At 33.6% G+C, this 23727-nt stretch carries 21 protein-coding genes; 3 read left to right on the plus strand and 18 right to left on the minus strand.

The genetic code is table 11. The annotated features are described in order from the left end of the window. Window positions 1–175 precede the first annotated feature (175 nt). Window positions 176–730: a 3'-5' exonuclease gene (locus M4L39_RS12785; RefSeq protein WP_277582359.1), complete on the plus strand. Its 555-nt coding sequence runs from the start codon at window positions 176–178 to the stop codon at window positions 728–730. 30 nt (window positions 731–760) lie between these two features. On the opposite strand, the gene dinB is transcribed toward M4L39_RS12785, so the two are convergent. The 18 genes from dinB to M4L39_RS12875 form a co-directional block, all read right to left on the minus strand. After that, window positions 761–1831, minus strand: a complete 1071-nt coding sequence (gene dinB, locus M4L39_RS12790; protein ID WP_277582360.1) for a DNA polymerase IV — start codon at window positions 1829–1831, stop codon at window positions 761–763. 220 nt (window positions 1832–2051) lie between these two features. Then, complete coding sequence (locus tag M4L39_RS12795) at window positions 2052–2609, minus strand: DUF3267 domain-containing protein (RefSeq protein WP_277582361.1); 558 nt, start codon at window positions 2607–2609, stop codon at window positions 2052–2054. Between the two features lie 219 nt (window positions 2610–2828). Continuing rightward, complete coding sequence (rlmD, locus tag M4L39_RS12800; RefSeq protein ID WP_277582362.1) at window positions 2829–4190, minus strand: 23S rRNA (uracil(1939)-C(5))-methyltransferase RlmD; 1362 nt, start codon at window positions 4188–4190, stop codon at window positions 2829–2831. A gap of 153 nt (window positions 4191–4343) precedes the next feature. Continuing rightward, entirely contained in the window at window positions 4344–5261 is a 918-nt protein-coding gene (locus M4L39_RS12805; RefSeq protein ID WP_277582363.1) for a diacylglycerol kinase, read from the minus strand. 212 nt (window positions 5262–5473) lie between these two features. Next, a complete protein-coding gene (gene gatB / locus M4L39_RS12810; RefSeq protein ID WP_277582364.1) occupies window positions 5474–6901 on the minus strand; it encodes an Asp-tRNA(Asn)/Glu-tRNA(Gln) amidotransferase subunit GatB in 1428 nt (475 codons plus the stop codon). A 12-nt stretch (window positions 6902–6913) separates the two neighbouring features. Further along, complete coding sequence (gatA, locus tag M4L39_RS12815) at window positions 6914–8371, minus strand: Asp-tRNA(Asn)/Glu-tRNA(Gln) amidotransferase subunit GatA (protein ID WP_277582365.1); 1458 nt, start codon at window positions 8369–8371, stop codon at window positions 6914–6916. Between the two features lies 1 nt (window position 8372). Continuing rightward, window positions 8373–8675, minus strand: coding sequence for an Asp-tRNA(Asn)/Glu-tRNA(Gln) amidotransferase subunit GatC (gene gatC, locus M4L39_RS12820; RefSeq protein WP_046466253.1), 303 nt, complete (start codon window positions 8673–8675; stop codon window positions 8373–8375). A 706-nt stretch (window positions 8676–9381) separates the two neighbouring features. Then, complete coding sequence (locus tag M4L39_RS12825) at window positions 9382–10593, minus strand: CamS family sex pheromone protein (RefSeq protein ID WP_277582366.1); 1212 nt, start codon at window positions 10591–10593, stop codon at window positions 9382–9384. A gap of 12 nt (window positions 10594–10605) precedes the next feature. Then, entirely contained in the window at window positions 10606–12609 is a 2004-nt protein-coding gene (gene ligA, locus M4L39_RS12830; protein WP_277582367.1) for an NAD-dependent DNA ligase LigA, read from the minus strand. A gap of 3 nt (window positions 12610–12612) precedes the next feature. Then, the gene (gene pcrA / locus M4L39_RS12835; protein ID WP_277582368.1) at window positions 12613–14817 is read right to left on the minus strand and encodes a DNA helicase PcrA; all 2205 of its coding nucleotides are present in this window, start codon (window positions 14815–14817) and stop codon (window positions 12613–12615) included. Beyond that, a complete protein-coding gene (locus tag M4L39_RS12840; RefSeq protein WP_277582369.1) occupies window positions 14814–15506 on the minus strand; it encodes a heptaprenylglyceryl phosphate synthase in 693 nt (230 codons plus the stop codon). The genes pcrA and M4L39_RS12840 overlap by 4 nt, the downstream gene beginning before the upstream one ends. A 137-nt stretch (window positions 15507–15643) precedes the next feature. Next, the gene (locus M4L39_RS12845) at window positions 15644–16315 is read right to left on the minus strand and encodes a M15 family metallopeptidase (RefSeq protein ID WP_277582370.1); all 672 of its coding nucleotides are present in this window, start codon (window positions 16313–16315) and stop codon (window positions 15644–15646) included. Window positions 16316–16508: 193 nt separating this feature from the next. Next, complete coding sequence (locus M4L39_RS12850; protein ID WP_046466259.1) at window positions 16509–16811, minus strand: YerC/YecD family TrpR-related protein; 303 nt, start codon at window positions 16809–16811, stop codon at window positions 16509–16511. Window positions 16812–16907: 96 nt separating this feature from the next. Beyond that, entirely contained in the window at window positions 16908–18203 is a 1296-nt protein-coding gene (purB, locus tag M4L39_RS12855) for an adenylosuccinate lyase (RefSeq protein ID WP_277582371.1), read from the minus strand. A 224-nt stretch (window positions 18204–18427) separates the two neighbouring features. Then, a complete protein-coding gene (locus M4L39_RS12860; protein ID WP_277582372.1) occupies window positions 18428–18613 on the minus strand; it encodes an NETI motif-containing protein in 186 nt (61 codons plus the stop codon). After that, window positions 18610–19188 carry a DUF2179 domain-containing protein gene (locus M4L39_RS12865; RefSeq protein WP_277582373.1) on the minus strand — a complete coding sequence of 193 codons (579 nt, stop codon included), beginning with the start codon at window positions 19186–19188 and terminating at the stop codon, window positions 18610–18612. The genes M4L39_RS12860 and M4L39_RS12865 overlap by 4 nt, the downstream gene beginning before the upstream one ends. An 86-nt stretch (window positions 19189–19274) precedes the next feature. Then, window positions 19275–20096 (minus strand): ammonia-dependent NAD(+) synthetase, encoded by an 822-nt coding sequence (gene nadE, locus M4L39_RS12870; RefSeq protein ID WP_277582374.1) that lies wholly within the window; start codon window positions 20094–20096, stop codon window positions 19275–19277. Next, the gene (locus tag M4L39_RS12875; protein WP_277582375.1) at window positions 20089–21555 is read right to left on the minus strand and encodes a nicotinate phosphoribosyltransferase; all 1467 of its coding nucleotides are present in this window, start codon (window positions 21553–21555) and stop codon (window positions 20089–20091) included. The genes nadE and M4L39_RS12875 overlap by 8 nt, the downstream gene beginning before the upstream one ends. A 230-nt stretch (window positions 21556–21785) precedes the next feature. Here M4L39_RS12875 and M4L39_RS12880 point away from each other — a divergent pair, with 230 nt between their 5' ends. Together M4L39_RS12880 and M4L39_RS12885 are read left to right on the plus strand one after the other, a co-directional pair. After that, window positions 21786–22850: a nitric oxide synthase oxygenase gene (locus tag M4L39_RS12880; RefSeq protein ID WP_277582376.1), complete on the plus strand. Its 1065-nt coding sequence runs from the start codon at window positions 21786–21788 to the stop codon at window positions 22848–22850. Between the two features lie 40 nt (window positions 22851–22890). Then, window positions 22891–23703, plus strand: coding sequence for a prephenate dehydratase (locus M4L39_RS12885; protein ID WP_277582377.1), 813 nt, complete (start codon window positions 22891–22893; stop codon window positions 23701–23703). The last annotated feature ends 24 nt before the right edge of the window (window positions 23704–23727 follow it).

A 23727-nucleotide genomic window follows, 5' to 3' on the forward strand; every position in this document is an offset into this window, starting at 1 on the left:
TTAAAACTTAAGTTTATTGTCTCAATAAAAACTCATCCCAATTTAAATTTGGGATGAGTTTTTTTGTTTATTATGGAGTTGTTATTAGACTTGTTAAAGTCTTATTAACTTGACTCTAAGAACATATTTATATAAAGTCATATCATATTCACACATGAGAAAGGAATCTTGCTTAATGAATTCTGATGCATTTATTGCCCTTGATTTTGAAACTGCTAATGGTAAACGTACAAGCATCTGCTCAGTTGGTATGGTTAAAGTTGTTAATCACCAAATCACTGAATCATTTTACACATTAGTTAACCCAAACGATTACTTTTCACAACAAAACATCGCTGTACATGGTATACAACCAAATGAAGTCTATGATGCTCCCACATTTAAAAAGGTATACCCTTTTATGATGCAATTCATTGACGACTTACCAGTTGTTGCACATAATGCAGCTTTTGATATGAGTGTCCTACATGAAAGTATTAAAGCTATAGGTACTGATACGCCAAATATGAAATACTTCTGTTCATTACAACTATCTAGAAGAACGATAAATAATCACCGATATGGCTTGAATTATATGATGCAATATTACAATTTAGATTTTCACGGTCACCATGATGCACTAAATGATGCGAAAGCTTGTGCAATGATTACATTTCGCCTATTAAAACACTATGATAATTTAAATAGTATGCTTAATATTTATGGCAAAGATTTAAAAGATAAAGATTAATGATGTTAGCTTCAAATTTGAACTAACTTTTTAAATATAATCATAGATTGTCATATTTTCGTAAGACGCTTTTTCTAAATTCCCTACCGTTACACCTACTAGTCTAATTGGTATATCTGGATCTTTTAATTCTGTATATAAAGTATAAGCTATATTATAAATATCATTTTCATCTCTGACAGGGTCTCTTAAGCTCCGCTGTTTTGATAATGATTCAAATTTGTAAGTCTTTATTTTAACTGTTACTGTCTTACCTGATTTTTGTAATTTAGCTAAACGTTCAGCTGTTTTATGACTCAGTTCCCATACTTTTTGTAATATTTGATCATCATCATTCATATCCGTTGCAAAAGTACGCTCTGTACCAACCGACTTTCGTATTCTTGTTGATTTAACGGGATTATAATCTATTCCTCTCGCTTTGTTATACAATCCATGCCCTCTTTTACCAAAGAGTCTTATTAACTCTCTCTCACTTTGTTCATATAAGTCTTTACCATTGTATATTGCGTTATCGTGCATTTTCTCTTTAGAGGCTTTACCAACACCAGGAAAATCACCTATATCTAATCCCATTAATATCTCATGTACATTACGATAATCAATTACTGTTAACCCATTGGGCTTGTTCATGCCACTTGCCAATTTAGCTAAAAATTTATTATAAGACACACCAGCAGAAGATGTGAGTTGTGTAGCTTCAAAAATATCTTTACGTATATATTGAGCAATACTTGATGCGGGTAAATCATGTCTAACTAGATGTGTAATGTCTAAGTATGCTTCGTCTAATGACAAAGGTTCTACAACATCAGTATAACTTTTAAATATCTTCATAATTTTTTCTGAAGCTGTTTTATACGCTTCGAATCTTGGGGTAACATAAAAACCATTAGGACATAACTTATGTGCTTGTGCGGTGGGCATTGCAGAGTGTACACCATATTTTCTAGCTTCGTATGAGGCTGTTGATACTACGCCCCTACCGCTTGCTTTCCCACCTACGATCACAGGCTTTCCTTTTAACTTTGGATTATCTCTCATTTCTACTTGCGCAAAAAAATAGTCCATATCAATATGGATAATACGTCTTTCTGACAATGCACTCACCTCCTTCATCGCCTAATTACAATAAATAATATTAATTTTATCTTACCTTTTAAAATATGTATTTTCTTGAAATTTGCTCATATAACACGAAAAAGAGTCAGTTATCTCTTATCAGAACAAACGGCTGCTGAACTCAATAATCAACATCACTCTGTAAGTAAACAACTAACTCAGTTTAAATTTATAAATACATTTTAATTTTCACTTATATTTATTTCACTTCAGTCTGAGCTTGTATTTGTGGCACAGGATTTTCTGAGTAAAATATGATACCTTCTTCTGTATCTTCTATATATTGTACTTTATTATTAAGCGCGCCTGTTAAGAAATACATATCCATTACACAGTATCCAATATGAAGACTCGCTATAAATATCATAGATGAATATGCAAAAAATGAGAATAATATAATCAACACTGTTGTAATAACGACTAAGGGAGCTAACATGATAGTAATGTATTGCCATTTTTTAAAATATACGTTTGGCATATGTGTAGTAATTAAACCTTGGCGGATGCGGAAAGTAGGTTTGTTGCCTTTTGACAACAAGCGGAACGTTATATTATGAATAAATTCGTGTAAGAAATAAACAACTGCAAACCCTAATATACCGTATACTAAGTTTAATATAATATTTTGTTCGATAATGTGTGTAAATAAATAAGCAAATTTATAAGACAATAATATACTAATCATCACTATTGTAAATTGAAAAAGTATAAACCCTTCTAACATTTTCTTGCTAGAAAATAAATCAATCTTGAACATGTGTCAACCCTCCGTGTCATCGTCCTCGTTTTCTCCTAGACTATACAACGATTGTAACCACTAACGATGGGCTTTTCAAGTAAGTTAGTTGCTTGTAATTAAATTTTAACAAACTTACTTGTTTTGCAATATTTTGCAATAATTAGTAAACAACTTATTAATTAAATTCACACATCTCCTATGTTAACGTTAAGTCATCTAAATATAAAATGTTATAATTTAGCGTCTTTCAAACTGTGCAACTGTTTCAACATGTGTTGTGTGTGGAAACATATCTACTGGTGTAATTTGTGTTAATTTATATTGTTGTGCTAATTGTTGCGCATCACGTTGTTGTGTTGATGGATTGCAAGAAATATAGACAATCTTTCTTGGGTTTAATTCTAAAAGTGTTTCCAAGAAAGTTTCGTCACAGCCCTTTCGAGGTGGATCAACCATTACTACATCTGGTTTAATACCTTGTACTTTCCATTTTAGAATAACCTCTTCAGCTTTACCACAGACAAAAGTAGTATTTTCGAACTGGTTTAAAGTCGCATTTTGCTTTGCGTCTGCAATCGCTTCTGGGACAATCTCAACGCCATAAACGTGTTTTGCTTTAGGTGCCATATATAATCCAATCGTGCCTATACCACAATAAGTATCTAATATTGTTTCTTCACCTTTAAGTTCTGCATATTCAATTGCACGTTGATATAATTTTTCAGTTTGGATAGAATTAATTTGATAAAAAGATTGATCACTGATTTTAAATGTTACATCTGAAAGTGTGTCTTGAATTTCATCTTTACCATATAATGTATACGACTTTTCACCCATAATAACATTCGAATGTGTATCATTCACGTTATGTTTTACACTCGCAATTTCTGGAAAAGCTGCTACTAATTTTTCTGTAAGCACATCACTTTGTTTGAATTTCTTCCCATTTGTAACAAATACAACCATTAGTTCTCTAGAATGGTGGCCAGTTCTAATTACGACATGTCGCATAAGACCTTGTTTTTTACGTTCATTATATATACTGATATTTAATTCATTGAACCATAATTTGAGTTGATTCAGCACATCTTGATGCATATTGTCTTGTATTAAACATTCATCCATATCTATAATGTCATGACTTCTTTGACGATAGAAACCTGTAATCACTTTACTTTCACTGTTCTTTCCAACTGGTACTTGAGATTTATTACGATAAAACCAAGGATTATCCATACCAATAGTATCGTGGATAATTGTGTCCTTAAAATCTGCTTTACGGTGAAACAAATTGACAACTTGCTCTTTTTTCATATTCAATTGTGCTTGGTAAGTCATATGTTGTAGCTGACAGCCACCACATTTATGGTAATAAATGCAGGGTGGTTCTACGCGTTCTTCACTCTCTTTTTTAATCTCGAGAAGCTTACCTATTGCAAAATTTTTCTTAACTTTAATCACTTTGAATTCTATTGTTTCATTAATCAATGCATTTGGTACAAATATAGGATAGCGATCTAATTTAACGACACCATGTCCTTCATGTGTTAAATCTATAACTTTACCCTCTATGATTTCATTTTTTTGAATTGCATCCATGACTTCACCCCATACTAAAAGAGGTTAGGATATTTGATGTCTTTACCTAACCTCTCAGTTTATTCTGTATTTTTTATTTTTTTGACTATTCATTTTAACTTAAAATACTTAAGATATTCAAATTAAATTTGTAATATTATATGAAGCCTACTTTTATTGTTCTACTATATCATCATTATTAATATCACTTGGCGTAAATACTTCGATATGTTGTTTTAAATTCAAGAAATTACCTGGTAATTTACCACCATATTCACCATCTACATTTAACTGCATATCTACAAATGATGATACGCTAATGGATTTGGCTTTCTTATAATGTATCTTAGGATGCTTTGTATGTTCTCCTCTGGAAGCTAGTGTCATTATATGTCCCAATTCAGCAAGATTTGCTTTTTCAACGATTATCAATGTAAAATAGCCGTCATCTAATTTGGCATCTGGCACTAATTTTTCAAAGCCAGCCATAGAATTCGTTAAACCTAACAAGAACAACAGTGCTTCACCTTGAAAAACTTCGTTGTCATATTCTACACGAATATCGACAGCTTTCATTTGTGGTAACATTTCAAAACCTTTTATATAATAGGCAAACGGTCCAACGATAGATTTCAATTTACTTGGCGTCTCATAAGAAACCTGTGTGAGTTGACCACCAGCAGCTAAATTTATGAAATAACGACTATTCATCTTTCCAATATCAACACGTGTTGTATGGCCTTCTATAATCACTTCAATTGCACTCATTATGTCACTTGGTAAATGTAGTGCGCGTCCAAAATCATTTACGGTACCCATAGGTATAATACCTATATTAGGTCTGTTTGGCTGCTCTGCAATACCATTTATAACTTCATTAAGCGTGCCGTCACCACCGGCAGCAATTAATACATCATAGTTTTGTTCTAAACTGCGTTCTGCTTCAGAAGTTGCATCTCCAACTTTTTCAGTTGCATATGCACTTGTTTCAAACCCTGCTTTTTCTAATTTAATTAAAACATCTGGTAAGGTACGTTTAAACAATTCTTTTCCAGATGTTGGATTATAAATGATTCTAGCTCGTTTTCTCATATTTTATCCCTCGACTTCTTATACTCAATGTCTATATTATATGATTTAGATAAATGATAAAAGCATTTAGGCCAAATTTTACAGAATATATATAATATCGTATAAATAGCAAAAGAACCTGTAGGTAAAAATATTCTACAGGTTCTGCTATATCTATGTTTGTAATGTGTTCTCTAGTCATCACATTTCGTTAAAATCCAACGCATTTTTAATTATCTTTTATCTAATTCTTGTTTTAACAATTGATTTACTAATTGAGGATTGGCTTGGCCTTTTGAAGCTTTCATAATTTGACCAACTAAGAAGCCCATTGCTTTACCTTTACCATTTTTGTAATCTTCAACTGATTGCGCATTATTATCTAACGCTTCATTTACAAATTTTAAAAGCGTAGCTTCGTCAGAAATTTGAACTAGGCCTTTATCTTCCATAATTTGTTTGGCATCCCCACCATTTTCAGCAAGTTCTGGGAATACTTTTTTAGCGATTTTACTGCTCATCGTACCATCTTCAATTAACTTAATCATTCCAGCTAAGTTTTCAGGAGTTAATTTCGTATCTAATAAATCGATTTGGTTTTTATTAAGATACTCATTCACGCCGCCCATTAACCAGTTAGATGTTAATTTAGCATCTGCACCTTCAGCAATGGTACTTTCAAAGAAATCAGACATCTCTTTTGTAAGTGTTAATACATGTGCATCATATGCAGGTAAGCCGAAGTTGTTCACATATTTTTCTTTTCTTTCATCTGGTAATTCTGGGATTGTTTGACGTACACGCTCTTTCCAAGCTTCATCGACATATAATGGTACAATGTCTGGTTCTGGGAAGTAACGGTAGTCATCAGAGCCCTCTTTAACACGCATTAAAATTGTTTTACCAGTTGACTCATCATATCTACGTGTTTCTTGTAGGATTTCTCCACCATTTAATAGTTCTTCTTCTTGACGTTTTTCTTCGTGTTCAAGACCTTTACGTACAAAACTAAACGAATTTAAGTTTTTCAACTCAGCTTTCGTACCAAACTCTTCTTGACCATATGGACGTAATGAGATATTAGCATCACAACGTAGTGAGCCTTCCTCCATCTTACAATCAGAAACGCCAGTATATTGAATAATAGAACGTAGTTTTTCTAAGTATGCATATGCTTCTTCTGGTGAACGAATGTCTGGTTCGGAAACAATTTCAATCAATGGTGTACCTTGTCTGTTTAAGTCTACTAAAGAGTATCCATCTTTATGCGTTGATTTACCAGCATCTTCTTCCATGTGAAGACGTGTGATGCCGATGCGTTTTGTCTTACCATCAACTTCAATATCAATATAACCATTTTCACCGATAGGCTGATCAAATTGTGAAATTTGATATGCTTTTGGATTATCTGGATAGAAATAGTTTTTACGGTCAAATTTAGATTCTGTTGCAATATCCATATTGATTGCCATTGAAGCTCTCATTGCCCAATCAACAGCGCGTCTATTTACAACTGGTAACACACCAGGATATGCAAGGTCAATTACGCTTGTATTTGAGTTAGGTTTTGCTCCAAAATGTGCTGGTGATGCAGAAAACATTTTAGATTCTGTTTTTAACTCAACATGGACTTCTAGTCCAATAACTGTTTCAAAATGCATGATTTCCACTCCTTATAATTTTTCGTATTCATTATGAAAATTGAATTTTGTTTCATATTGGTAAGCGACACGATATAACGTCTTCTCATCAAATGGTTTTCCAATAAATTGTAAACCAATTGGACGTCCGTTTGATTTACCACAAGGAACAGAAATACCTGGTAATCCAGCTAAATTTACTGGTGTTGTTAATAAATCATTCGCATACATTGTAAGCGGATCATCAATTTCTTCACCTATGTTAAACGCTGGTGTTGGTGTCGTAGGTCCGACAACAACATCATAGTTTTCAAATATGCGGTCAAAATCATTTTTAATCAATGTTCTTACTTTTTGTGATTTTTTATAAAATGCATCATAATAACCAGAACTCAATGCAAAAGTACCTAGGAAGATACGACGTTTAACTTCGTCACCAAAACCTTCACTTCTAGACATTTTGTATAATTCTTCTAATGAGTTCGCTTCAGGTGAATGGTAACCATATCTAATACCATCAAAACGGGATAAGTTTGATGAAGCTTCTGATGAAGCAATAACGTAATAAGAAGGAATACCATATTTAGTATTTGGTAATGATACTTCTTCAACTATTGCACCTAATTCTTTTAACGTTTCAACAGCTTGTTTAACTGATGATTTAACGTCTTCTGATACACCTTCGCCAAGATATTCTTTTGGTAATGCAACTTTAAGACCTTGGATATCTTTGCCGATATCAGTAGTGAAATCTGAATCTTCAACTGGTGCACTTGTAGAGTCATTTTCATCCAATCCAGTAATTGTCTCTAGTACTAATGCATTATCTTTAACATTACGTGTAAGTGGACCAATTTGGTCTAATGATGATGCAAATGCAACTAATCCAAAACGTGATACGCGACCATATGTAGGTTTCATCCCTACGATGCCACAGTAAGCTGCTGGTTGACGGATTGACCCGCCAGTATCAGTACCTAAGCTGAAAGGAACTAATCCTGCTGCTACAGCTGCTGCTGAACCACCTGATGATCCTCCAGGTACTGCAGAGTGATCAAATGGGTTTACAGTCTTTTTAAAGTACGAAGTTTCAGTTGAACCACCCATAGCGAATTCATCTAAGTTTAGTTTACCGATAAGTACTGCTTGTTCACTTCGTAATTTATTCATGACTGTTGATTCATAAATAGGCACAAACCCTTCTAACATTTTACTTGCGCAAGTTGTTTCAACACCTTCTGTAATAATGTTGTCTTTAATCCCCATAGGAATACCAAAAAGTTTACCTTCCATTTGGTCTTTAGCTTGTAATTCATCCAGTTCTTGCGCTTGTTTAACTGCATTTTCTTTATCTAATGCAAGAAATGATTTGATTGTTGGATCAGTTTCTTCGATTGCATCATAAATATCATTCACAATTTGTGAAGGCTTAATTTCTTTGTTTTTTATTAAGTTAATCAGATTTTCCACAGATTCATAACGGATGGTCATCTTAAGCGTCCTCCTCATTCATGATAGATGGGACTTTAAATTGTCCATCTTCCGTCTCTTTAGCATTTTTTAATGCAAGCTCTTGAGGAATACCCTCGTCTGCTTTGTCTTCACGTAATACATTTTGTAAATCTAATACGTGATATGTTGGTTCTACTTCACTTGTATCTGCTGTATCTATATGGTTAGCAAAGTTTAAAATACTTTCTAATGTTTCTTGCATTTCTGCAGTTGCATCTTCAGTAATTTCAAGTCTAGCTAAATTTGCTATATGCTCTACTTCTTCACGTGTAACTTTAGCCATTAAATAAAAGCCTCCTTTTTACTCATTCATTACAAAATTGTACCAAAATTCCGCCTAAAAATCTAAGCTTTTCGATAATAACAGTAAATTATAGTGATTTATTTTTATACTTTTTCAAAAATTATATGCTTTCACAACCCATTTATCGTAGGGTTTTCAAGATGATGGTAAGTATTTATCGCTTTTATATGTATAATAATTCCATTATCGCCATAAATATAGAGTGCGTTCCATAATGATTGTAAGCGTTTAACGATTAGTGGCTATTGAGTAAAGTCATAAACTCACTTAATATTTATCTTTACGCTATTATGAATCCTCTTGTATAACCATTCATATTTCATAAAAAGAGCGGGACAGAAATCAAAATATAAAACTTCATTGTTAGTGATTAGTATCTCAGTTCCAATGATAGTATCTATTGAGTCAGATTATAATTTTAAAACGTAAGCTATCTCGTTTTAAAGATATGTCAATGTAATTTCACTATACTAAAATATTTTTTGTATAAATTTATGTAATAAACCGATTTTATAAAGGGCTGTCGTCTAGGGGAATAGTGTGAGCGAGAGACTACAGGCTCGAGCCATACCCCAGACAAGCATGCACTTTCAAAATCGGAAAGCTTTAAAATAAAAAGAGCAGGACAGAAATCAAAATTTTAAATTTGATTTCGTAGTCCCGCCCTCACAAGGTTGGCTAAAAATTAGTTGTTGTTTTTATAAATATGGACTTGTGGTTCTTTATCTTCTTTAGTTTTACTAATCAGTGCTTTAGGATTATTACCATCTTTAATATGAATTTCATACTCATCTATATCATCGAAATATTTCCTTGCTTGTTCAGTGACATATTGCGTAATACCTATGGTTTCAGCTTTACCATAATAATCAATTGGTACATCTACAGATAATTGTTTAGCTTCTTTATTATCGAATTTAACTGTACCTACTGCTTGAGTGAAATTATTAAAATACGTTTGGAGATCATCATTAAATTGTTTGAAATCAGAATTTAAATTTTCATCTAAATCCGCAGCTTCTCCAGATGGTAATAAAGCAGTTTCTTGTTGAATGTCTTTCCATTCATTAATACGTGTTTTATCACCTTCAACTGTTGTACCAGTGATAAACTCACCCGGTATAATTGAGTTTTCTCCAGACTGTTTATAAACAGCAAAATGAATTGGAATATCTTTCAGTTCTTTATTTTCGCGTAATCTAGTAAGTATTTCTTCAGACATTTTCTTACTTTGCTTTTTAATTTCTTTGTCATCCAACTTCTTACTATAGGTTTCCCCATCTTTTTCTTTTTGGTAATAATATGTACTGTTCATCGCTAAACCGATTGTCATACCTTTAATTTTTTTACCTTTTGTATCTCCACTATTATAAAAATCTTGTTCTAAAATGTTAGAAAGATATGCTGGTGAATCTTTTGCAATTTTCTCAGGATCTGTTTCACCATTATGAGACGGGTTTAATCCTAAATTCTCATTTGCTTTTTTCTCTTTACGTTCATCTTCATCCATATCATCGATTTCAGCTTTAGTATATTTAGGACCTAAATATGCATTTATCGTGTCTTTATCTAGATATTGGCCATCTTGATACAAATAATCTTCAGTTGGAAATACTTCTTTACTTAAATCCAGAAGACCACTTTCAAAATCTTCACCATTATAGCTATTCGCCATATTTTCTTGTAATACACCGCGTGCTTTACTTTCTTTAAATGGTAATATTGTTCTGTAATTATCACCCGATACATTTTTATCCGTTGCAATATCTTTTACAGAACCAGAATCTTGCTGCTGTTGTTCATTTTCATTAGATTGTTCTTTGCTTTTCTCATCATCATTGCCACATGCTGATAATAAAAAAACTGCTGAGATGAATAGTATAACCTTTCGTTTCATGCATTATCTCCTCTATCCCTCGATTTCATTTTGCTTCTGAACAAAGTCTTCTTCTGACCATATTGCTGTACCAAATTTTTCAGCTTTTGTTAATTTGGAGCCTGCATCCTCGCCAGCGATAACTAAGTCTGTGCTTTTAGTTACACTGCTCGTAACTTTTGCACCTTGAAGTTCTAGCCATTTTGAAGCTTCGTTTCTAGTCATTTGATATAACTTACCAGTGAGAACAATTGTCTTAGCTTTAAAGTCTGGGTGACCTTCTAAATCACTTGTCTTTATGCCTTTATATGTCATATTAACATTTTTTTCTTTTAATTTATTAATAAGTGCACGAATATCTTCATTTTCTAAATACGTGACTACAGATTGAGCTAATTTGTGCCCAATGTCATGTATACCAACAAAGTCCTCTTCTGTTACTTCGAATAATTTATCCATCGTGCCATATTTTTCAGCTATGACTTGGCTTGCTTTTACGCCAAGATGTCTGATACCTAAACCGAATAACAACTGTTCTAAAGAATTGTTTTTAGAAACTTCAATGGCATTGATTAAGTTGTCTACTTTTTTCTCTCCCATGCGGTCAAGCGGTAACAAATCTTCTTTTGTTAAGTAAAAAATATCTGCCACGTCTTTTATCTTTTCATTATCATAAAGTTGTTGAATGATTTTTGTACCTAATCCGTCGATATTCATTGCTTGTCGAGAAACAAAATGAATCATGCCTTCCACAAGTTGAGCCTGACATTTAGGGTTGATACAGCGTAAAGCTACTTCGCCTTCTATTCGTACTAATTCATGTTCACAGCTTGGGCAATGAGTTGGCATGTGATAAACTTCCGCATCATCCGGACGTCTATCTAATACACTTTTAATGACTTCAGGTATAATATCCCCTGCTTTTTTAATTACTACACTGTCGCCAATTCTAATATCTTTTTCATGAATCAAATCTTCGTTATGTAAAGAAGCGCGAGAAACGGTAGTTCCAGCAACTTTAACTGGTTCAAGAATTGCTGTAGGCGTGACCACGCCTGTTCTACCTATACTTAATTCAATATCTACTAAATCTGTAATTACTTCTTCTGCTGGGAATTTATATGCAATCGCCCAACGTGGTGATTTTTGAGTGAAACCAAGTTCCTCTTGGTGCTCTACCATATTCACTTTAATTACAATACCATCAATATCATATGGTAATGCTTCTCTTTTTTCAGTCCAGTGTTCAATGTATGCAATCACATCATCAATTGTTTGTACACGCTGACGTTCTTGGTTTGTTTTAAAGCCTAACTGGTCTAATTCGTCTAATGCTTCACTTTGCGTATTCGCATTAAATTGAGAGAAGTCATTGACGCTATATAGAAAAACACTTAGTTTACGTTTGGCTGCAAGCTTTGAATCTAATTGTCTAAGTGAACCTGCTGCAGCATTTCGCGGATTCGCAAATGCTTGTTCCTCATTTTTTGCTTTCGCTTCATTTAAATTAAAAAATGATTGTCTAGGCATATACGCTTCTCCACGAACTTCAAATGTTCTAGCTTCTTTTATTTTCAAAGGAATAGCATGAATCGTTTTTAAGTTTTCCGTAATATCCTCACCTGTAGTACCATCTCCACGTGTTAACCCTTGTACAAACCGGCCATTTTCATATTTCAAAGATACTGCTAAGCCGTCTATTTTCAATTCACACATGTATTCTACGTCACCTATACGTTCGCGTATACGTTGATCAAACTTTCTTAAGTCTTCTTCATTAAATGCGTTGCCTAAGCTGAGCATCGGGGTGTTATGTCTTACCTTTTCGAAAGTTGATTGAGCAGAACCACCGACTCTTACTGTTGGAGAGTCAGCTGTTCGATATTCTGGGTGAGTCGCTTCAATGTCTATTAACTCATGCAACAACTTATCATATTCACTATCTGGCACTGATGGATTATCTTGAACATAATACTCATAACTATAGCGATTTAATAGTTGATGCAATTTGTCGACGCGTGATTGTATATCAGCCACATTCTATTCCCCCTTTTTCTCAATTGGCGCAAATTGTGCAAGTAAGCGTTTCGGTCCTTCTGATTTAAAGATGATATCTAGTTCTACAGAACCATTTTTTGCTTTTACATTACTAACCATACCTTCGCCCCATGATTTGTGAACAACTTTATCTCCAACTTTCCAATCTGAAGACACTTGTGCTTTTTTAGTAGATATAGCACGTTGACTATAACCTCTTTTGGCTGGTTCTTTTGTTGCTGAACGGAAGCTATTACCTTGTGTTTTAGCTTTAGATTTAGTTTCATTTTCCAATAGATCTTCAGGTATTTCTCTTAAAAATCTAGAGGCCATATTTGATTGTGGTCGTCCAAATAACATTCTTGATGTTGCATGTGTTAAATATAATGTTTCTTCAGCACGTGTGATAGCTACATAGCAAATACGTCTCTCTTCTTGCATTTCATGTTCATCATCACTCTTAATCGCTCTAATATGTGGGAATAAAGACTCTTCCATACCCATGATAAATACAATTGGAAATTCTAGTCCTTTGGCAGAGTGCATTGTCATCAACGTGATACCATCTTCAATTTGTGCTTCATCTATATCGGCAACTAACGATAAATCCGTTAAGAAGTTAATTAATGACTGTTCTTCTAATGGTGTATTCTCTTCATAATCTTTTGGAACAGACATAAACTCATCAATATTTTCAAGTCTACTTCTAGATTCTAACGTTTGCTCACGTTCTAACATATCGCGGTAACCTGATTTAACTAGTACTTCTTCAACAATTTCAGTGATTTCAAGGAATTCTTGTTGTTTGATAAGATTTTGCATCACATCATAAAAGTTAATACATTCTTGGGTTACTTTTTTAGATAATCCAATAAAGTCTACTTCAGCTAACGCGTCAAACATGCTTAAATCATTTTGTATTGCATAAGCTTGAATTTTATCTACAGAAGTTGGTCCAATACCACGTTTTGGAATATTAATCACACGACGCAAGCTAATATCATCATTACTATTAGCAATGATGCGTACATAACTTAATAAGTCTTTAATTTCTTTTCTATCGTAGAACTTTTGACCGCCAACCATTGTATAAGGAATGTTTGATTTCATAAACGTTTCTTCAAGTACACGTGACTGCGCATTCGTACGATATAAAATTGCCATATCTTTATATTTCTTTCCATTACGCTGATGTTTCATAATTTCGCGTACAACATATTCCGCTTCATCACGTTCAGTTGTGGCTTCATAATAGTGGATTTTATCGCCGTCTGTATTGCCTGTCCATAACCCTTTAGGTTTACGCTCTGAATTATTTTTAATCACTTCATTGGCCGCGTTCAAAATATTTTTTGTAGAACGATAGTTTTGCTCTAGGAAAACCGTTTTCGCTTCTGGGTAGTCTTCTTCAAAAGAAAGGATGTTTTGTATGTCTGCACCACGCCACCCGTAAATAGATTGGTCTGAGTCACCTACTACGCAAAGATTTTTAAATTTATTTGCAAGGAGTTTAACTAATGTATATTGCGCTTTGTTCGTATCTTGATACTCATCCACATGAATATATTGGAATTTATTTTGATAATAATCTAATACTTCTGGAACACGTTCAAATAGACGTATCGTAATCATAATCAAATCATCAAAATCTAGTGCTTCATTTCTAGAAAGTTGACGTTGATATCCTTTATAAACAGTAGCAACCATTTGTGCATGATAATCATTTGCTTCTTTTTGTGCATCTTCCGGCGTTTTTAATTCGTTTTTCAAATTACTAATAGCGCCTATAAACATTCTAGGTTCAAATTTTTTGCTATCAATATTTTCATTTTTTAATACATCTTTAATTACAGATTTTTGGTCTGTTGGATCAATAATTGTAAAATTGCGTTCTATGCCAATTCTATCTGCATCTCTTCTAAGAATTCTCACACACATAGAATGGAATGTAGACATCCATAGCACTTGAGCTTGTTCCCCAACTAACGTCTCAACTCGTGCTTTCATTTCTTTAGCAGCTTTATTTGTAAATGTGATGGCTAAAACGTTATATGGAGACACGTCTTTTTCATCAAGCAAGTATGCTATGCGATGTGTTAAGACACGTGTTTTGCCTGAACCTGCACCTGCCATTATAAGCAATGGACCCTCTGTTGTACGTACTGCTTGGCTTTGTTCCTCATTCATCTTATTAACTAATGCGTTCATTTATGTGACTCCTTTATCTCAACTGTTTTTAATGCTTTTTCTATGTCTTTATATATAATGTCTCCAACTATAATAGTGTCTGCGATTGAAGCCATTTGTTTTGCCTCATAATAATCACTAATACCACCACCATAAAATAGTTGCGTGTCTGTTAATTGATCTGCTGCTGCTCTTACTATTTCTACTTCTCCATATGTACCACTATATTCTATATACATAACTGGTAATTTGTACATATCATTAATCATTAATGCATAAGCTTCAATATCTTCATCCATTAAATCTGTATTTGCTTGCGTCACTTTCGCAACCTTACTATCAGGATTAAGTACGACATAACCTTCAAAGATGACTTCATCAAAATCAATTATTTGTCCGAATGACTTGAGTGCATCTAACAATATACCATTATGATATTTAACATCTGAACTGTTTAACACGGTAGGTACGAAATAAAAATCGAAACCAAACATTACACTATCTACATTTGAAATTTCCAATACTATAGGTAATGCATATTGCTTTAAACGTTGCTTTAACTGAAAAACATTATCTTCAGTAACATCATCTGTTCCGCCTATGATAATTGCGTCAGTGTTAGATAAACAAATCGCCTCTAATTCTTCGTCAGATATTAACTTTGCAGGATCTAATTTAAAAATATGTTTCCACTTTTTAATGTCATACATGATATGTTACTCCTTTTTTAAACATACATATGATTATATCATTTTTAGTCTGCGAGTTCTAAAATGATGTCGAAAAAAACCACCCCAATATTTATGAGATGATTTTTAAAATTTAGTTTCCTTTTTGCTGTAATTATTTAATTCAATTGGTAATAACTTTCCAAGTTTGTATCTTGATTGTCTATAATTTTAGCTAGTTCAGGCCCTACATATCGCAAATGCCATGCCTCATATGCATAGCCTGTTTGATTTGATTGTCCCTTAGGATATCTGATAATAAATCCATATTCAGAAGCGTTATGGGCTAACCAGTGCGCTTCTTTAGTATGTTCAAAATCATTATGAAAATCTTCAAGTGGTCTTTGTGTACCCACATCAAATGCTAATCCTGTTTGATGTTCTGAATGTCCTGGTTTAGCAGTATATTGCTTCGCAACTTTTTCTCCATCATTTTCAATATATGATTTCACTACTTTTTGCTGATTTTTATAGCTTCTATAACCACTAATATATTTTAAATCCAGTTCTTTTTGTTCAGCTTTATCTAACATTTCATTTAATTTATGTCTGGCTTTTTTATTTTCTCCAGGTTTATAGTTCTGCGGTAATTGATATGTTTTGTTGACAATGACATGGCCATTCACTTTTGTCACGCCTTGCTTTTCAACAATAATTGGCAATGCATTTTTAGGTTCAACGACATCTAAATGCTCAGAGTGTTGATGATTAGAAGTTATAATAAAAGATATTCGTATGACAATACCGATAAATAATAAAGCCGCAATTACAATTATCCACTTCTTAAACACATTTATCTCCTTTCCAACTTATTTTCACCTATCAATATTTTCACAAAATTCATATGATAACGATACAGTTGATACGTCTCAATTACCATTCTATCATTTTACAAAACATAAAGAAGCTGCCGACAAAGTATATTACTCCATCGACAGCTAGGATTAACTTAATATGCTAACCTTACTTCTTATATAAAAATATCTAATCAGCCGTTTCAATATTCATGCGGTCTAGAATCATCGTATAAGCATCATTGCCCCATTGCAACGATCTTTTTACACGAGAAATTGTTGCAGTCGATGCACCAGATTCTTGTTCAATAGTCGCATAAGTGAAGCCTTGTTTAATCATTTTCGCGACTTGCAACCGTTGTGACAATGACTGTATTTCATTAACAGTACATAAATCGTCAAAGAATTCATAACATTCTTCTCTATTTTCAAGTGTCAAAACCGCATCGAACAATTCATCTAATGCTTTTCCTCTTAATTTTTCTATTTGCATTCAAAACAACCCCTGTATCTTTCAATTTAATCTCAGTTTAACGTACTAATACATTAAAGTGTAACGATTTCCCTTGAAAAATTCAATTATTCCTGATTATTCTAAGCCAGCTCTTTCAAAAATAGTGTCAACTTGGTTTAAATGGTGTTTTGGATTGAAACATTCATCTAAGTCTGCTTCAGATAACAATGCTGTAATTGTACTGTCTTGTTCAATTAATGTTCTAAATGGTGTTTTAGTTTCCCAAGATTCCATCGCCTTAGGTTGTACTTTATCATATGCTTCTTCACGTGCCAAACCTTTATTAATTAAAGCTAATAATACACGTTGTGAGTAGATTAAACCAAACGTTTTATCAATATTTCCAAGCATATTATCTTCAAATACTGTAAGTCTATCAACAATATTTGTAAAACGGTTCAATCCATAATCTAACGCAATCGTAACATCTGGAAGCATAATACGTTCAGCTGAGGAATGAGAAATATCTCTTTCATGCCATAACGGAACATTTTCATAAGCTGTTGTTACATAACCTCTTATCACACGTGCAATACCTGTAATGTTTTCAGAACCAATTGGGTTACGTTTATGTGGCATTGCTGATGATCCTTTTTGCCCTTTAGCAAATGCTTCTTCTACTTCACGTGTCTCAGTTTTTTGTAAATTACGTATTTCAACGGCAAATTTTTCCATTGACGTACTGATAAGCGCTAGTGTCGCAATATAATAAGCATGACGATCACGTTGTAGTGTTTGCGTTGATACTGGAGCTGCATCCAGACCTAAGTTTTCACATACATGTGCTTCTATTTCAGGTGGTATGTTAGCAAATGTACCTACTGCACCACTCATTTTTCCAACTTCAATTTCTTCTCTTACGCGTTTAAAACGTTCTAAATTACGTTGCATTTCTGTATACCAAAGCGCCATTTTAACGCCAAACGTCGTTGGTTCAGCATGCACGCCATGTGTACGACCCATCATTAATGTATACTTGTAATCTTTTGCTTTTTTCGCTAATACTTCAATAAATCTTTCTAAATCTTTTTCAATAATGTCGTTTGCCTGTTTAATCACATAACTTAACGCAGTATCTACTACATCTGTGGAAGTTAAACCATAATGAACCCACTTACGTTCTTCACCAAGTGTTTCAGAAACTTGTCTTGTAAATGCGACTACATCATGACGTGTTTCTTGTTCAATTTCCTGTGCACGTTCAACATCAACCTTGGCGTTTTCACGAATTTTTTTGACGTCTGCCTCAGGTATATCACCTAGTTTACTCCAAGCTTCACATGCAAGTATCTCTACTTCCAACCAAGCTTCATAGCGATTTTGATCAGTCCAAATATTAGACATTTCTTCTCTAGAATAGCGTTCAATCATTGAAATTAGCTCCTATCTTACGTAAGTTTTAGTTCACAAGCCTTAAAACATGTACATTTAAGTTCTTTTGTACTTTAAAGTTCGTGTTTATTCTTTTCAATACCAGTTTAACAGAATTACTTTGAAATGTATAAGCCTTTTAACCCTACTATAGAAATTATTTAGAATCAAAGTACGAAAAAAGAGTCCGAAACATAGATACATATGTCAGACTCCTTTACTTATCATTCTTGTAATTTGCCTATGAATTCAATTTCTTGTTTAAGTACCTCTAGGCTACCATCTTTATTTTCTTTATAAACGGGCTTTTCAAAACGTTTAACTGGTGTATAACCAGCTTCACGCATGCGACCCAAACAATCTTGAATTGACTCGTTTTCTTCAACTTTGAATTTTTGCTGTTTTTTCATATACTTTCAACTTCATCCGTATCATATTGTTTAAGTTTTTTACTTTTAACACCTTTCGCCCAGAAACCACCATGAATTGTACGAGGCTCATATGCGACCATAAATGCTTTTGCATCCATTTGCTTGATCGTCTCAATTAATTTAGCTTCAAAACGTCTCGGTGTAAGAATTTGTAAAACCAAGCGTTTGCCATCTCGACCGTATGCTGTATTATGTGTCACTCCATACCCTAAATCTCTTAATTGTCTTGGTAAGTCTAACTCATACTCAGATGAAGTTACATTGACTACTGTATATCCCAGTGCTAGTTTTTCTTCAATCTTCATACCTACGATAATACCTATTGAAAAGCCAAATGCATATGCAAGCACATTTTGGATTTGATCCAAACTAGACATTACCATACCTAAACCAATAACATATACAAGGACTTCCAAGAAGCTTACAATTGCAGCTACATAGCGATAACCTTTAAGGGTTAATATCGTTCTCATCGTTAGGCACGTTACATAAGCAACGTTGATTATAAAAATTGCTAAAACCATTAACCATGGATTAGATGTTATCACTGACATGTCCATTTTCCTTTCTGTTACATTAAATCCAAGTAATTCTATCAGCAAGTTTATATTTTGTCACTAAAAACTTACTGTTATAGCACTTAATTTTTGGGCCATGTGTGTCTTGTATAAGCTAATTCTCTTTTATGCGCACTCTTAACATAATGACGCTCAATAACTTCTCGTGCATCATCTGGTACCGATTTGCCCTCTAAATAATCATCTATGTGATTATAACTTACACCTAATGCCTCTTCGTCTGGCAACTGTGGTTTGTCTTCTTCTAAATCTGCAGTAGGTGCTTTTTCATATAAATGCTTAGGTGCTTTTAAATACTTTAATAATTGTCTACCTTGACGTTTATTCAAACCAAATAACGGTGCAATATCTGCAGCACCATCACCATATTTTGTATAAAAACCAGTTACACTTTCAGCCGAATGATCTGTACCGATAACTATACCTTGCTTGTTTGCAGCAATCGAGAACTGTGCTTTCATACGTTCACGTGCTTTTTCATTTCCTTTTTGAAAATCAGTAAGTAAAATGCCTGCATTTTTTAGTGCATGAACACTTTGATCTACAGCAGATTTAATATTGACTGTCACTACTTCATCCGGTTGTATGAACTTCAATGCATCTTCAACTTCGGCTGCATCTTTTTGTTCACCATATGGTAATTTAACAGCAATAAATTGGCAATGAATTTTTTCTTCTTTCAATTCATCAACCGCAATTTGACACAGTCTACCTGCTAAAGTGGAATCTTGGCCACCTGAAATACCTAACACTAAAGATTGGATAAAAGAGTGAGATTGTACATAACCTTTAATAAATTGAATAATGCTACGCGCTTCTTGTTCACTATCAATCATTGGTTGGACATTCATTTCTTTAACAATGATTTCTTGTAAATTACTCATTTTCTTCCATCTCCTTTACATGTTCTGCAACTTCAAATATACGTTTATGTTTATTTTCCCAACATGCTGTACTTAAATCTACAGGGTATTCTTGTGGGTTAAGATGACGTTTATTTTCATCCCATAAATAGGTAAGATTTTCTTTTAAATAATTTTGTGCTTCTTGTTCACTTGGTAAATCATATACCAATTTCCCCTCTTTAAATATATCATGATGTAAGTCTTTCGCTATAAATGATTTTATAAATTTCATCTTATAGGTATGGACAGGATGGAAAAGTTTAAGTGGAGACGTTTCATATGGATCTTCATGATTCAATGTAATGTAGTCCCCTTCAGCTTTGTTCGTTTTTTTATTAATGATACGGTACACCTTTTTCTTGCCTGGTGTCGTTACTTTTTCAGCGTTATTTGATAGCTTAATACGATCAACGTATGCACCTGAACTGTCTTCCACAGCAACGAGCTTGTATACAGCACCAAGCGCTGGTTGGTCATAGCCTGTAACTAATTTAGTACCTACACCCCAGGAATCAACTCTTGCGCCCTGTGATTTCAAACTGGTGATTGTCTGTTCATCTAAGTCGTTTGAGGCAATAATTTTTGCATTTGTAAACCCTGCTTCGTCTAACATACGTCGCGCTTCTTTAGAAAGGTAAGCAATATCCCCAGAATCTAATCGAATACCTATAAAATTAATTTTGTCACCTAATTCTTTTGCAACTTTAATTGCTGTCGGAACACCAGATTTCAGCGTATGGAACGTATCTACTAAAAATACACAATCCTTATGTCGCTCAGCATATTTTTTAAAAGCAATATATTCATCACCATATGTTTGCACCATTGCATGTGCGTGTGTACCAGATACTGGAATGCCAAATAACTTTCCTGCTCTCACATTACTTGTAGAATTGAAACCACCAATGTATGATGCTCTAGCTCCCCATAATGCTGCGTCCGCTTCTTGCGCACGGCGTGTACCAAATTCCATTAACATATCATCCAGAGCAACTTGTCGAATACGACTTGCTTTTGTTGTAATCAAAGTATGGAAATTCACTATATTTAATAGCATTGTTTCTATTAATTGAGCTTGTATCAGTGGCGCTTCTACTCGCATTAATGGTTCATTACCAAAGCAAAGCTCACCTTCATGCATTGAACGGATATTACCTGTAAATCTCAAGTCTTTTAAATAACTCAAGAAATCTTCTTGATAGCCAATAGATTTTAAATATTCTATATCTGATTCTGAAAAATGAAATTGTTTTATATATTCAATCGCACGCTTTAATCCATTAAAAACCGCATAGCCACTGTCAAATGGCATATTTCTAAAATACAAATCAAAGACTGCTAATCGTTCGTGAATACCATCATTCCAATAACTTTCAGCCATATTTATTTGATATAAATCATTATGCAATACTAATGTATCGTCTTCGTATTGGTACACAAAAATCTCTCCAATCAGCTTTTCTATTAGTTTAGCATAAAAGAAACGTTGTTAGCACCTGAAATACCATCCCATTTAATAGCATCCGTGCAACATTTTCAGATTACTAATGTTCATTATTTTTTAATTTTGATAAAAGTGTGACATTACTAACGACAAAGTAGTGACATTTATAGTTTTATAATTATAAATTAACTGTAATCACTTATAATACTGAGTGAGGTGTTTATATGTTAAATGAAGCTAAATCATTTATTAAAACAATGCATAAAGAATTAAGTTACGATGAAGATGCTACATTAGATAGAATTAAAGAAATTGAAATTGCCATTCATACAAATGGCACGTATGAACATACAGTTGAAGAACTTACTTATGGTGCTAAATTGGCTTGGAGGAATTCAAATCGCTGTATTGGCCGTTTTTTCTGGAATTCATTAACTGTAGCAGATGCAAGAGATATTCAAACTGAAGATGAATTTATAGCTACAATCGAAAATCACATAACAACTGCAACAAATAATGGAAAAATCAAACCTTATATCACTATCTTTTCACAGCATCAACCACCACAAATTTATAATAATCAACTAATCAGATATGCCGGTTATTCAGATCAAGGCGACCCTGCTGAACGAAGTATAACGCAACTTGCTGAACATCTTGGATGGAAAGGTGCACATACTGACTTTGATGTCTTACCTTTAATTTATAAAATGCCGGAAGGTAATTTAAAGTATCATGTTTATAATCAAGAATTAATTAAAGAAGTTCCTATAGCTCATGATCGCTATCCAAAGTTAAAACAACTCGGCTTAAAATGGTATGCCGTCCCTATCATATCAAGTATGGATTTAAAAATTGGCGGTGTTACATATCCAACAGCACCATTTAATGGTTGGTATATGGTGAACGAGATTGCTGTTCGTAATTTTACAGATAGTTATCGTTATAATTTGCTAGAAAGTGTTGCAGAAGCATTTGAATTTGATACACTTAAGAATAATTCTTTCAATAAAGATCGTGCACTTGTCGAACTGAATGATGCAGTGTATCATTCCTTTAAAAATGAAGGCGTCTCTATTGTTGATCATTTGACTGCTTCTAAGCAGTTTGAACGATTTGAAAAGAATGAAACAAAAGAAGGAAGAGAAGTCACTGGTAAATGGTCATGGTTAGCACCTTCATTGTCTCCAACATTGGTGTCAAATTACCATCATGGTTATAAAAATGAAATTCGAGAACCTAATTTCTTTTATAAGAAACCAACATCTACAGGATGTCCATTCCATTAAGCGCTCTATCCTTACACATATGAACAAGGGGTAACGTCACATGAAACTTTATTATTTAGGCCCAAAAGGGACATTTTCATATTTAGCAGCAAAACAATATAAATCAGAAACAGAAATGGATTATGAAGCCAAATCTAACTTATACGAAGTTGTACAAGCTGTCTCTAACGATGATAATAGTATCGCTGTAGTACCAATTGAGAATTCAATTGAAGGGACGATTAATATCGTCGCAGATGCATTGACGCAACAAAATATTTTTGCGCAAGGCGAACTTCATTTAGACATTCAATTTGCGTTGTATGGTTCTCAAGATGCTACAGTAAAGGATATTTCAAAAGTTTATTCTATTGCACCTGCGATTAGTCAAACGAGCCAGTACATACAAAAGCAAGGCTTCACGTATGACTACGTAGATAGCACGATTAAAAGTTTGGAAAAAATAACTAATCATGTTGGTGCCATTGCGCCATTAGGTAGTGGTGAAGCATACGGCTATTTACCTGTTGCGGAAAACATACAAGACTTTCCACATAATGTAACACGTTTTTTAGTCGTGAGTAATCAACCCAGTAGCATTGAGGAGGTTGAGGATGCGAGTGATACACTATTACTAATCACCCCTCAATTTGATAAGCCTGGTTTATTAGCAAGCATATTAAATACCTTTGTCTTATTTAATATTAACTTGTCTTGGATTGAATCTAGACCTTTAAAAACGCAACTGGGAATGTATCACTTTTTTGTGCAAGCAGACACACCAATCAATGAAGATTTAGCTAAAGTCATTAAAATTTTAAACACGCTAGACTTCCAAGTTTCTATTATTGGTTCATTCAATAAATTAAGTTAAGTTTATTTTTACGTAAATCAATCA

Origin of the sequence: Staphylococcus equorum (assembly GCF_029531845.1) — a bacterium.
In the GTDB taxonomy this organism is placed as follows: domain Bacteria; phylum Bacillota; class Bacilli; order Staphylococcales; family Staphylococcaceae; genus Staphylococcus; species Staphylococcus equorum_C.

What these genes read in the sequence shown, in the direction of transcription:
- M4L39_RS12785 (WP_277582359.1), top strand. Translation starts at nt 176, where the DNA reads ATGAATTCTGATGCATTTATTGCCCTTGATTTTGAAACTGCTAATGGT.
- M4L39_RS12795 (WP_277582361.1), bottom strand. Translation starts at nt 2,609, where the DNA reads ATGTTCAAGATTGATTTATTTTCTAGCAAGAAAATGTTAGAAGGGTTT.
- rlmD (WP_277582362.1), bottom strand. Translation starts at nt 4,190, where the DNA reads ATGGATGCAATTCAAAAAAATGAAATCATAGAGGGTAAAGTTATAGAT.
- M4L39_RS12805 (WP_277582363.1), bottom strand. Translation starts at nt 5,261, where the DNA reads ATGAGAAAACGAGCTAGAATCATTTATAATCCAACATCTGGAAAAGAA.
- gatB (WP_277582364.1), bottom strand. Translation starts at nt 6,901, where the DNA reads ATGCATTTTGAAACAGTTATTGGACTAGAAGTCCATGTTGAGTTAAAA.
- gatA (WP_277582365.1), bottom strand. Translation starts at nt 8,371, where the DNA reads ATGACCATCCGTTATGAATCTGTGGAAAATCTGATTAACTTAATAAAA.
- gatC (WP_046466253.1), bottom strand. Translation starts at nt 8,675, where the DNA reads ATGGCTAAAGTTACACGTGAAGAAGTAGAGCATATAGCAAATTTAGCT.
- M4L39_RS12825 (WP_277582366.1), bottom strand. Translation starts at nt 10,593, where the DNA reads ATGAAACGAAAGGTTATACTATTCATCTCAGCAGTTTTTTTATTATCA.
- pcrA (WP_277582368.1), bottom strand. Translation starts at nt 14,817, where the DNA reads ATGAACGCATTAGTTAATAAGATGAATGAGGAACAAAGCCAAGCAGTA.
- M4L39_RS12840 (WP_277582369.1), bottom strand. Translation starts at nt 15,506, where the DNA reads ATGTATGACATTAAAAAGTGGAAACATATTTTTAAATTAGATCCTGCA.
- M4L39_RS12850 (WP_046466259.1), bottom strand. Translation starts at nt 16,811, where the DNA reads ATGCAAATAGAAAAATTAAGAGGAAAAGCATTAGATGAATTGTTCGAT.
- purB (WP_277582371.1), bottom strand. Translation starts at nt 18,203, where the DNA reads ATGATTGAACGCTATTCTAGAGAAGAAATGTCTAATATTTGGACTGAT.
- M4L39_RS12860 (WP_277582372.1), bottom strand. Translation starts at nt 18,613, where the DNA reads ATGAAAAAACAGCAAAAATTCAAAGTTGAAGAAAACGAGTCAATTCAA.
- M4L39_RS12865 (WP_277582373.1), bottom strand. Translation starts at nt 19,188, where the DNA reads ATGTCAGTGATAACATCTAATCCATGGTTAATGGTTTTAGCAATTTTT.
- nadE (WP_277582374.1), bottom strand. Translation starts at nt 20,096, where the DNA reads ATGAGTAATTTACAAGAAATCATTGTTAAAGAAATGAATGTCCAACCA.
- M4L39_RS12880 (WP_277582376.1), top strand. Translation starts at nt 21,786, where the DNA reads ATGTTAAATGAAGCTAAATCATTTATTAAAACAATGCATAAAGAATTA.
- M4L39_RS12885 (WP_277582377.1), top strand. Translation starts at nt 22,891, where the DNA reads ATGAAACTTTATTATTTAGGCCCAAAAGGGACATTTTCATATTTAGCA.